Annotated in this window: 10 protein-coding genes and 1 pseudogene; 6 read left to right on the forward strand and 5 right to left on the reverse strand. The window is 67.9% G+C overall.

Going from position 1 to position 9,808, the window contains the following annotated elements:
- Nucleotides 1-152: 152 nt before the first annotated feature.
- The gene (locus tag ACFHWY_RS11335; protein WP_416580100.1) at nt 153-554 is read left to right on the forward strand and encodes a hypothetical protein; all 402 of its coding nucleotides are present in this window, start codon (nt 153-155) and stop codon (nt 552-554) included.
- 188 nt (nt 555-742) lie between these two features.
- On the opposite strand, the gene ACFHWY_RS11340 is transcribed toward ACFHWY_RS11335, so the two are convergent.
- Nucleotides 743-937, reverse strand: a complete 195-nt coding sequence (locus ACFHWY_RS11340) for a DUF397 domain-containing protein (RefSeq protein WP_416580101.1) — start codon at nt 935-937, stop codon at nt 743-745.
- On the reverse strand, nt 930-1,811 hold the full coding sequence (locus ACFHWY_RS11345) for a helix-turn-helix domain-containing protein (protein ID WP_416580102.1): 882 nt from the start codon (nt 1,809-1,811) through the stop codon (nt 930-932). Before ACFHWY_RS11345 ends, ACFHWY_RS11340 begins: the two co-directional genes overlap by 8 nt.
- A 382-nt stretch (nt 1,812-2,193) precedes the next feature.
- On the opposite strand from ACFHWY_RS11345, the pseudogene ACFHWY_RS11350 reads away from it, so the two are divergent.
- A pseudogene (locus ACFHWY_RS11350) lies at nt 2,194-2,562 on the forward strand (M20/M25/M40 family metallo-hydrolase); the annotation flags it as partial.
- Between the two features lie 37 nt (nt 2,563-2,599).
- Complete coding sequence (locus ACFHWY_RS11355; protein ID WP_416580103.1) at nt 2,600-3,163, forward strand: M20/M25/M40 family metallo-hydrolase; 564 nt, start codon at nt 2,600-2,602, stop codon at nt 3,161-3,163.
- 154 nt (nt 3,164-3,317) lie between these two features.
- Here the strand turns inward: ACFHWY_RS11355 and ACFHWY_RS11360 are convergent, their stop codons facing one another.
- The gene (locus tag ACFHWY_RS11360; protein ID WP_416580104.1) at nt 3,318-4,271 is read right to left on the reverse strand and encodes an NAD(P)-dependent alcohol dehydrogenase; all 954 of its coding nucleotides are present in this window, start codon (nt 4,269-4,271) and stop codon (nt 3,318-3,320) included.
- A gap of 175 nt (nt 4,272-4,446) precedes the next feature.
- Here ACFHWY_RS11360 and ACFHWY_RS11365 point away from each other — a divergent pair, with 175 nt between their 5' ends.
- The 3 genes from ACFHWY_RS11365 to ACFHWY_RS11375 all read left to right on the forward strand — a co-directional run bounded on the left by ACFHWY_RS11365 (nt 4,447) and on the right by ACFHWY_RS11375 (nt 6,429).
- Nucleotides 4,447-5,091, forward strand: a complete 645-nt coding sequence (locus ACFHWY_RS11365) for an alpha/beta fold hydrolase (RefSeq protein ID WP_416580105.1) — start codon at nt 4,447-4,449, stop codon at nt 5,089-5,091.
- Nucleotides 5,092-5,281: 190 nt separating this feature from the next.
- A complete protein-coding gene (locus tag ACFHWY_RS11370) occupies nt 5,282-5,488 on the forward strand; it encodes a hypothetical protein (protein WP_416580106.1) in 207 nt (68 codons plus the stop codon).
- A 434-nt stretch (nt 5,489-5,922) separates the two neighbouring features.
- Complete coding sequence (locus tag ACFHWY_RS11375; RefSeq protein WP_416580107.1) at nt 5,923-6,429, forward strand: hypothetical protein; 507 nt, start codon at nt 5,923-5,925, stop codon at nt 6,427-6,429.
- A gap of 46 nt (nt 6,430-6,475) precedes the next feature.
- On the opposite strand, the gene ACFHWY_RS11380 is transcribed toward ACFHWY_RS11375, so the two are convergent.
- Nucleotides 6,476-9,001, reverse strand: coding sequence for a GmrSD restriction endonuclease domain-containing protein (locus ACFHWY_RS11380; protein ID WP_416580108.1), 2,526 nt, complete (start codon nt 8,999-9,001; stop codon nt 6,476-6,478).
- A gap of 203 nt (nt 9,002-9,204) precedes the next feature.
- Nucleotides 9,205-9,759 (reverse strand): Uma2 family endonuclease, encoded by a 555-nt coding sequence (locus tag ACFHWY_RS11385; protein ID WP_416580109.1) that lies wholly within the window; start codon nt 9,757-9,759, stop codon nt 9,205-9,207.
- Nucleotides 9,760-9,808: the final 49 nt, after the last annotated feature.

The raw sequence follows: 9,808 nt of genomic DNA on the forward strand, positions 1-9,808 counted from the left end.
TTGCAGGGATACTTGGCGAATCTGGATGGTGCGGACCTTCGTGAAGATCAACGGTAGGGTGGCTGCCGCAGGTCAAGGCCCTGCGGTGGGCAAAGATCGAAGTCCTGGACCAGGCCCATAACCGTGGGCACAGCCGCCATGACATCCGCCGGTTGCAAGCGGTCACCTGTCTCGGTCCGCTCGCGCTGGACTTCCCGCACGCCGCCCAGGCCCTGCGGATCCGGCGCCGCCGTTACAACCCGGGCACCGGCCGCTGGTCCACCGTCACCGTCCACGCGATCACGAACCTGACCGCCGAGCAGGCCGGACCCGCCGAACTGGCCGACTGGCTCTGCGGCCACTGGTCCATCGAGGTCCTGCACCAGTTCCGCGACACCACCTACCGCGATGACGCCTGCCGCCTACGAACCGGCAACGCACCCCGGGCCCTGGCCACCCTGCGCAACACCGCGATTAGCCTGTTCCGCCTGGCTGGCATCACATCCATCGCGCAAACCCTCCGCCGAAACAGCCAGAACTCGCACCGATCACTAAAACTACTCGGATTTGACTAACGGGGCATGCCGCAACTTGCGAACACACTGTGGCGATTTGTCCGTCGAACGTGGAGCCGGGGCGAAACCGGTGGTCGCTGTTCAACCAGGCGACCCAGCCTGCTGCTGGACACGCGACCGTTTGACCTGTCAAACAACGGGAGCGCGTCCGGCGTGCCCGCCAGCTGCGCTCCCGTCTGGTGGACGGCTCAGTGCGGGGCCATGGTGGACCGGACGAAGCGGGCCCATGCGGCGGGGGCAAAGGCGAGGGCGGGCCCGGCCGGATCCTTGCTGTCGCGTACGGCGACGATGCCGGACAGGTTGTCGGCGACCTCCACGCAGTCGCCGCCGTTGCTGCCGCTGCGGGTGCTCTTGCGCCACTGAGCGTCGGACAAGTCAGCCACGGTGGACCTCCCCGATGATCTTGTTGATGAGTTGCCTCGATTGTGCCTCATCATGCGTCAGATCATCCAGGCTCGCCCACACCTGCTCGTAGGCTGCGTATTCCTCCGGCCGGTCCAGGTAGAGCGCACCGGTCCACGACTCGCAGTAGACCACCGGCGGCTCGGGCGTGGTCCGCTTGCCGGGCGGAAAGTCGAGGATGACGAAGGTCCCCGCCTCCGCGCCTCGATGAATCCCGGCGGTAAGCGGAAGCACCCGCACGGAGACGTTGGGCAGTTCCCCGACGTCTAGCAGGTGACGAAGCTGGTCAGCCATGGTGGCTGCGTTGCCAACCGTGCGGAGCAACGCTGCCTCAGCCAGGATCACTTCCAGCTTCGGTGCGCGGGGGAGCCGCCGGTGAAGAAGGGCCTGCCGCTGTAGTCGTACCTCGACCAGACGCTCCCGCTCGTCCTCGGTGACCTCGTGTCGGTGCTGGTAGACCGCCAGTGCGTAAGGACGTGACTGGAGAATTCCAGGGATCAGCGCTTCATCGAAGCGACGGATGAACGCTGCGGCGGATTCGAGGCCGACGTACATCTCGAACCAGTCTGGGATGGCGTCGCCGTAGGAGTGCCACCAGCCTTTTGCTTTGGTTTCGTGGGCCAGGGCGGTGAGGGCGGTGGTCAGCTCGGGGGTGGCGGCGTACAGCTCGCAGAGGGCCTTGACGTCGACGGCGCGGGTCGGGCCGAGGCCGGTCTCGATGCGCCACATCTTCTGTCGGCTGCACTGCATGGCCTCGGCCGCGCCGTCGAGGGTCATGCGTGCTTCGGTGCGCAGGTCGCGCAGCGCCCGCCCGAGCTGTCGCCTGGGGACTGTCGATCCCATGTCGTCGGCCATCGGCCACCCCTCTCCATGTTGCATTTTGTTACATCAGGACGCCATTGGTGAAACGTGCATCGGTTGCCCGATAATTGATTGCTCGGGGCGTCGTGCGCGCAAGAGCGAATACCCGTCTGACCATACAAGACACCCCCGACAGCAGCCATCGCCGCGCAATTCCCATATGCGTGAGTGGCGGATTTTGAGCCTCCGTCGCACGAGCACCGCAGCAGGGGCGTCGTTGCGGTCAGGGCGCTACCTGAGCGCTGGGACGGTGCCGGTCAGATCGTGGGTCACACCCGGCCACGGTGCGCTGGCGATACTTCGTCGGGCTTGTGGGTGACTCGGCTGGTCCGGTTAGGGACAGATTCGGCGTCGGTCGTGCGGGATAGTTCTGCGGATGTACGACGATGCGATCATCGAGCTGCGGCGTGACATTCATCGGTGGCCCGAGCTGGCTGGCGCGGAGGTGCGCACGGCCGTCGTGGTTGCCCAGCGGCTGCAGGCGGCCGGGCTGGAGGTGGCGACAGGTGTCGGCGGCCACGGCGTCGTCGCGGTCCTGCACGGCGACAAGCCCGGCCCGACCGTCGCCTACCGCGCCGAGCTGGACGCCGTCCCCGACACGGAGACTTTCGACACCGAGTTTCGCTCCCGGGTGCCCGGTGCCGCCCACCTGTGCGGGCACGATATCCACACCACGATCGCAGTCGGCGCCGCCGAGGAACTCTGCCGCCGGCGACCTGCGCACGGTCGCGTCGTGTTCGTCTTCCAGCCAGCTGAGGAGACAGGACCACTGCCGCATCTCCTTGCCCGCCTCCGGCGGCGAAGGGATCGCCGCCGCCGTCGATGCGCTGTCCACCGTCCGCCGGCCGCAGACGCCGGAGCAGATGCGGCAACTCGTCCAGAACCTCGCGACCCCCGAAGGCCCGCTCTCGCGCTACGTGTACGTCCAGTCGTACGCCGGTGTCAACGAAGTCAAAGCCTGGTGGCGCGCCTGGCCGGATGACCGCTACCCCGAGATCCGCGACGAGCTACGGCGGCTGGCGGACGGCGCTGCCATCGAGTTCCCCACACCGCCGTTCCCGGCGATGGTGTCCTCACCGGAGCTCAGCTTGGCCGCAGCCGAGTCACTGCGGGCCGTCGGCGAGGTTGTCACCATGCAGGCCGCGTACCCGTTCAACGGCGAGGACTTCGCCCTTTTCCTACAACAGATTCCGGGCGCCATGATTTTCCTCGGGGTGGCGAGCGAGGCGGCCGGCATGCACGGGATCACCCACGCCACCGACTTCGGCGCCGACGAGAGGGCCATCAGCCTGGGCGTCCGAGCCGTGGTGGGCCTGCTGTCGGATCGGCTGGCCAACATCGCGTGACCCAGGATCACCAGCCCGGCGGACACGAAAAGTGACCTCCGCGCCGGCCAGCGCGCGATGCCAGCGGCAGATCCGGGTCCTCGCCGGCCGCAGGCCACTGCGGCTGTTGGGCCGGGCTTGCCTACGAGTCGCTCATCGCCCTTGACGTCACTGGTCAGTTGACGGTCACGACGACTTTTCCGAGTGCGCGTCCCTCTCCGACGTGTGCCAACGCCTCGGGTACCTGCTCGAGGTTGAAGGATCGGTCGATGTGGATGGTGAGGTTACCTGTGGCGCAGAGGTCGGCCACCGGTTCGAAATGCGTCGGCCCTTCCTTGACGGCGAGCACGCCCAGGCGGCGGTGGGTGAGCAGGCCGGCCGCGGCACCGACCGTCAGTACGCGCAGCAGCGCCGAGACCGATCCGCCGACGCACCGGTAACGGCCGCCGGGGGCCAGTGCCCGACGGTAGGCGAACACCGACCGGTGCGCGACCAGATCGAGGATGAGATCGTACGGGCCGCTGCGGGTGAAGTCCTGGCTGCGGTAGTCGATCACCTTGTCCGCGCCGACCGATCGCATGAAGTCGAGCTTGCCGGCGTTGTCCACGCCGGTCACCTCGGCGCCGAGGTGCTTGGCGAGCTGAATGGCGAAGGAACCTGATCCTCCGCCGGCACCGTTGATCAGAACCCGCTTCCCGGCTGCGGCACCTCTGGTCCCCTGCCACGCGATCACGCCCGCCTGTGGGACCGCTGAGGCCTCGGCGAAGGTCAGGGCGGCGGGCTTGTGGGTCAGCACCGACTCGGGGGCGATCGCGTACTCGGCGAAGCCGCCCTTGAGCATGAGGTTGTCGCCATACACCTCGTCACCGGGCCGGAACCGGGTGACGGCCGGGCCGACCGCATCGACCCAACCGGCGATGTCCGAGCCGAGTGTCCGGCGTGCCGGTGAGCGCAGCCCACCGATACGTGCATACAGCGGTGAGCCTCGCAGGGTCTCCCAATCGCTCAGGTTGACCGAGGTCGCCGCAATCTTCACGAGCACCTGCCGGGCGGTAGGAGACGGCTTGGGCACGTTGTCGATGCGCAACACATCCGGTGGCCCGTACCGGTCGTACACGATCGCTCTCATCCACGTACCTATGCCTTTCATAAACGCCGTCCGGGTACGTCCAGGGCCCGCCGGCAACGGCTTCTTGGTAGCACACAGAGGCGAACGACTGACCGTTCCCCATCGCCGGTGGTTGGCCGGTGTGGCGTATCGGGCGGTGCAGCTGACTGTCGTACCCCTGTGTGAGCCTTGGCGCATGGCGACTTTCGTTCTGATCCACGGCGGTGGCGGCAGTTCCTGGGACTGGCATCTGCTGGGCCCCGAGCTGGCCGGGCGGGGCCACGACGTGGTGGTGCCGGAGCTGCCGATCGAGGATAGGGCGGCAGGCTTCGCCGAGTTCTGTGACACGGTCGTCGATGCCGTCGGCGATCGCAGCGACCTCGTGGTCGTCGGACACTCGTATGGCGCGTTCACGGCGCCGCTGGTCGCTGACAAGCTGCCTGTGCGGCTCATCGTCCTGCTCACTCCCATGATCCCGAAGCCGGGTGAGAGTCCCGGCGACTGGTGGGGCAACACCGGCCACCGCAGCGCGGAGGGATTCAGCGAGGAGGAACAGTTCTACAATGGCGTGCCGGCCGAGATCGTCGCGGAGGCTTCGGCGCACGGCCGCGACCAGGTCAGCGCGGAATGGACCGAGCCGTGGCCCCTGGATGCGTGGCCGAACGTGCCGACGAGGGTGCTCATCGCCCGCGAAGACCGGTTCTTCCCGCCCGACTTCCAGCGCCGCGTGGTGGCCGACCGCCTCCATGCCGTACCGGATGAAATCGACGGTGGTCACGCGGTGGCGCTCAGCCGTCCAAAGCAACTCGCCGACCAGCTGACCGCGTACGTGCCGCGCTGAAAGCGCTGCGCCCCGGTGCCGGCCGCGTGAAAACGGTCGGCGCCGATCGCCGAAGCGGCGTGGGCGGACGGCTACCCGGGCAGTCGGTCCCGACTCGGGTCGGCCTGCGCGCTACCGTCTGCGTATCGCGGCGCCGCGCTTCCAGATCCGCAGCGGACAGCCCAGTCCCGGACAGCACGAGGAGACACCGATGACCGACCCCACCAGCGACGCCGATCCCACCGCTGACGCCGAAGCGGAAACCGAGGAGCAGCCGCAGCCCTTCGAGAACCGGGCGGCACGCCGGTCCAAGGGCAAGGCCGCCGCCAACCACATCGGGGGTACCGCGAGCCGCGCCCACGGCCGTTCCGGCACGGTGCAGAGTCCTCGCCAGTACGGCAACCGTCGAAGCGGCTGATCTAGGGGAACTTTGGGCCTACATCGCATTGATCGATGGGGCGGGTCGTCCGGTGCAGCCTGACCAGCCCGTACAACTGGCCACGACGCTGCACGGTTGGCTCACCGCGCAGGCAACGATGTCTCGATGCGGACCGGTTGCTTGCGACCCGAGAACCATTCATCGGCAGAAGCGTGACCTTCCTGAACCGCCCTGCAACATCCCGTTTCCCATCTGTGCAACATTCGGTTATCGCGTGAAAGAAAATCAGCGGAATCGCAAGGAATCGTGTGGCAGGACGTTGCATTTTCGCTGCGTACCGCCACAGGATGGCCGCAGCGCGGCGGCCGGATCTTCCCCCGAACCGGCCGCCGCGCCGCCCGGCAGGATCGTGCCGCGAGACGGCAACGGGACGACGGGCAGAGACGTCGAGCGGGCAGCGGAGGTGTGGGGACATGGGCGGACGATGGAAGTGGTTCCTGCGGCCCGGCAAGGTCGCGCTGGACCTGACCGGGCAGGCGGTGCCGGACGCAGCCGTGCCGGGGCGGTTCCGGCGGCAGGCGATCGAGCACGTCGTACCGCAGGCCCGGGTGACGTCGCGGTGCGACGGCGCTCTCGTCCACGAACGGCCCGAGGAGCGGCTGGCGGCGCCGGGCCGGAACCAGCGGGCGAGCCGCTACGAACCGGACCGGACCGGCGAGCGGAACCAAGGAACATTCGAGACCCAGGCCATCCCGGCTTCGCCCGCAGGTCAACCGACCGAGGCCACGCCACCGGACGATCTTCTTGCCACCGCCGCCCAACTCGAACAAGCGAACCGGGTGGCGGATGCGCACTGGCGCAGTCCCACCGAGGACCCCCACACCCGCAGATGCCCGGCCTGCCGTGTGGACGGCACCTGCCCCCGGGCGGCCTGGGCCGACGCGATCCTCATGCGCTGCCTGCGGTCGTACCTGCGATGAACGCCTCAACGACGCATGACCGCTACGGTGGTGGCAACGCCTGATCTCAGACCGCTAGCGTCTCCTCCGCCTCTTCTGACCGGTGCGCCTGTTCGGCGAACCAGCGCAGATGCTCGATGAGGGAGCCGGCGGCGGTGCTGTCGGAGAGCACGGTCAGCGGGAAACCGGGGCGTAGCGTCAGCTTGGCGGCGGCGATGTGCACGCCCGGAAGCTGGTTGAGGCGTTGCCGGAACTCCTCACGCAGCGCGGCATCGTCGAACGGCACGCGGCTGGCCATGTGTTGGAAGACCACCTCGACCTTGCCGCTCGGGTAGAGCGTCATGGGCCAGATGTCGCCGTCCCGGTGGCCGCGCTCACGGGCCATCAGAAAACAGGACGTCTCCGCCGCGCCGCCATAGAGCAGCGTGCCGCCCATCTCGGTCCAGCTGTCGAGAAGCGTCAGCGTGGCCTTGATGACGTCCTTGTCCTGCAACACGCCGAGCTGCTCGGCGAAGCGGTCGGCGCGGGACGGCCCCTCACCGGGCCGTGGCCGGGGCAGCCGCCGAGGCACCTCGTCGGGTGCCAGCCCGACCAGCTGCGCCAGCTCATCGAGGTCTATGCGCTGGTTCTGGTCGGCGCGACCGTGCTGGTCGAACACGATCCCTTCAGCTTGCAGCACCGCCACCGGGTCGTCCGTGCGCCCGTCGGGCCACCGGAAACCGCCGGCCGTCGTCCCCTCCACCTGCATCACCCGGTGGGCGTTCGGGACCGGCACACTGCGCAGCCGGTTGCCGACAGGCTGAGGTGCGGTGCCGATCAGAGCGGCAAGGTCCCCGTAGGTCGTCCAGGCCCCGGCCGGTAGAGCGGAAAGGGCCTTCTCCATCAGATCCCAGCGCACCTCGGACTGATCGATCGCCTGTCCGGTGGGGCCCGGCCAGACGTCAATGATCAGTTCGGCGAGAGCGTCGGCGCGGGCATGGATCTGGGGCCGACCCCAGCGTTCGGAGGCGACGACGTCCCGGGTCAGCCGTACGCCGCTCTTGGCGAGTTCGACCCTCTTGACCGCGAACGTACTGTTGCCCAACTCCACGTTGTACCCGCTGAGGGTGAGGTTGCCCAGCGTGTGCTTGAGGGCGTCGTGCACTTCGTTGACGTTCTCGTGCGGTTCGAGGTCTGCGGCGAGCATGCGCTGCCACTCCGGCCCGATATTCTGCGGCAGCACGTGCTCGATGGTCAGCTTCTCGGGCTGGACAGGTTCCTTGCTGCCGTACGACTGCTCCAACCAGCGCAGCACCAGCGTGCGTTGCGACGCGCGCCCGTTGGTGTAGAACGGCAGCGACCGCACCGCGTGGCGTACATCGGCGTCCGTCGCGTAGTACTTGCGACCGGCCGACAGGTAGGCGTGCACCGCTTGGTCGACCGGCTGGCTCTTGTCCATCTCCGTGACGATGGACAGCAGGTTGCGGTTGATGTTCGCGGTGGCCCGGCCGATCAGCAGCCGCCGGACGAGGAAGCTTTCCAGGTACCGCATCGCCGCCGCGACCTCCGCGCTGGTCGCGGTGCCAAGGCCGCGGCGGTCCAGCAGGTGCAGCAGGATCGGGTAGACGGTGGTGGTTCCCCAGGCGTGCAGCCGTCGCAGCCGGAACCCTACCTCCGCATCCTTCTCCTTCTCGGGGCGCAGGATGAGTTCCAGCAGTGCGCCGAGGCGGGCGAACCGGCGCACCTCCGCCTCGACCTCGTCCTCCGTGCTGAGCCGGTCGAGCCGGGCCTGCTGGCGCGCGTACGTGTCGCCCTGGGTGATCCGTGGATCGGTGTGCACCAGGTCCAGCCAGAACAGGACTTCCAATTCGGGCGAACTGAGTCGCCGCTGCAACGGCAGCCAGTGCGCATCGTAGACGGTCTTGCTTCGATCGGGCAGGCGCATGAACAGGTAGTTGCGCAGCAGGTCGGCCTGGGTGAGCTTGAGGCCGGTGTTGTTCAGCGACTCGAAGATCCGGTAGACGTTGTCGTCAGCCTGCGCGACGACCGAAACCACCGCCAGCCCGAAGATCACGGCATCCTCCAGACGCTGGACCTGCGCCTGGTCGGCTGGCTTGAGCCGGCCGCGGAAGAACTGGTAGGCGGTACCGACGGCACCCCCGCCGACCTGCGCCGAAGAGTCCACACAGGCGAGGTACGCGTCGAGGTCGGCCTGAGTGGGGACGAGCTTCAACCGGCGGTGCGGCGTGTACCTGTTGATCAGGTACTGATCGTTGAGCCGGTCGCGGTGCTCGTCGCCCTCGGTGGCCACCCGGTGATCGCGGATCGCGCACAGCAGAATCGACAGGGTCGTCAGCCGCTGCTGGCCGTCGACCACGAGGAAGTCACCGACGCCGGCCGGGCCATTGTTCGGGCTGGGCGCCAGCACCAGTGAGCCGATGAAGTGGGTCGTCTTGGGGTTCTCGGCTCGATCGTCCGCGAGCCGGGCGATGTCCTCCCAGAGCCGTTCCAGCTGATGGTCCTGCCATGAGTACGTGCGTTGGTATAGCGGAACCTTGTACTGCTTCGCACCTTCGAGCAGACCTTGCAGGGTGGTCTCTGCCGCTGCGACCATCGGGAAGCCGTCACCTCATCGAAATCGAATGCGATCGGTAGAAGATCACAAACGGTAGTACAGCCTTCACCCTCGTGCGAGGAAGTAGCGGGGCGTGGCGGCGCACGGGTGGCCGGGCTCCTGCTCGAACGATGTGTCACACCGCCCGGTGCGGCGAGTCGTCGCGGTTGACGGAGAGCTCGCCAGGTTGTGCTCGCCCTGTTTCAGTCGAGGTCGTGCTCAGCCGGGTCGGTGTTGGTCAGCCAGGCGAGTGGCATGGTCGCGCGGACGGCGTAGTGGCCGCCGTCCAGGCGGTGCATGGCGACGGTCTGAGCCTGGTCCTGGTCGACCACCCAGTACTGCGGGATGCCGGCGGCGGCGTACTCGCTGCGTTTGGTCACCGTGTCGACGCCTTCGGAGCCGGGCGAGATGATCTCGACGGCGAGGAGCACGTCGGCGACCGGCAGCCATACCCCGTCGGCCTGCGCCTTGCTCCACACGACAAGGTCGGGGATGCGTCCGCCGAGACCGCCGTCACGCCCGGGGATGCGCAACCCGACCGCCTGGGTGATCCGGTCCGCCGGGACACCGCCCTGGGCGAGCCACACCATGAGCCGGGTCGCGATGATGGCGTGGGCGTATCCCAGCGGCGGCATGATCGAGACGACTCCCTCGGGGCTGATTTCGTACCGGTGGTGTTCGTCCTCGGCCATCATCGCGGTGAGGTCAGCGAGCGTCACGACCGGGGGCATGTACCTGCCAACCGCCTCTGAGCTCATGCGGGCATCTTAACTTGGCCTGCCGGCTGGTTCCGGTCGTGCCGCGAGC

The sequence above is a fragment of the Micromonospora sp. LOL_024 genome, assembly GCF_048060415.1.
In the GTDB taxonomy this organism is placed as follows: domain Bacteria; phylum Actinomycetota; class Actinomycetes; order Mycobacteriales; family Micromonosporaceae; genus Micromonospora.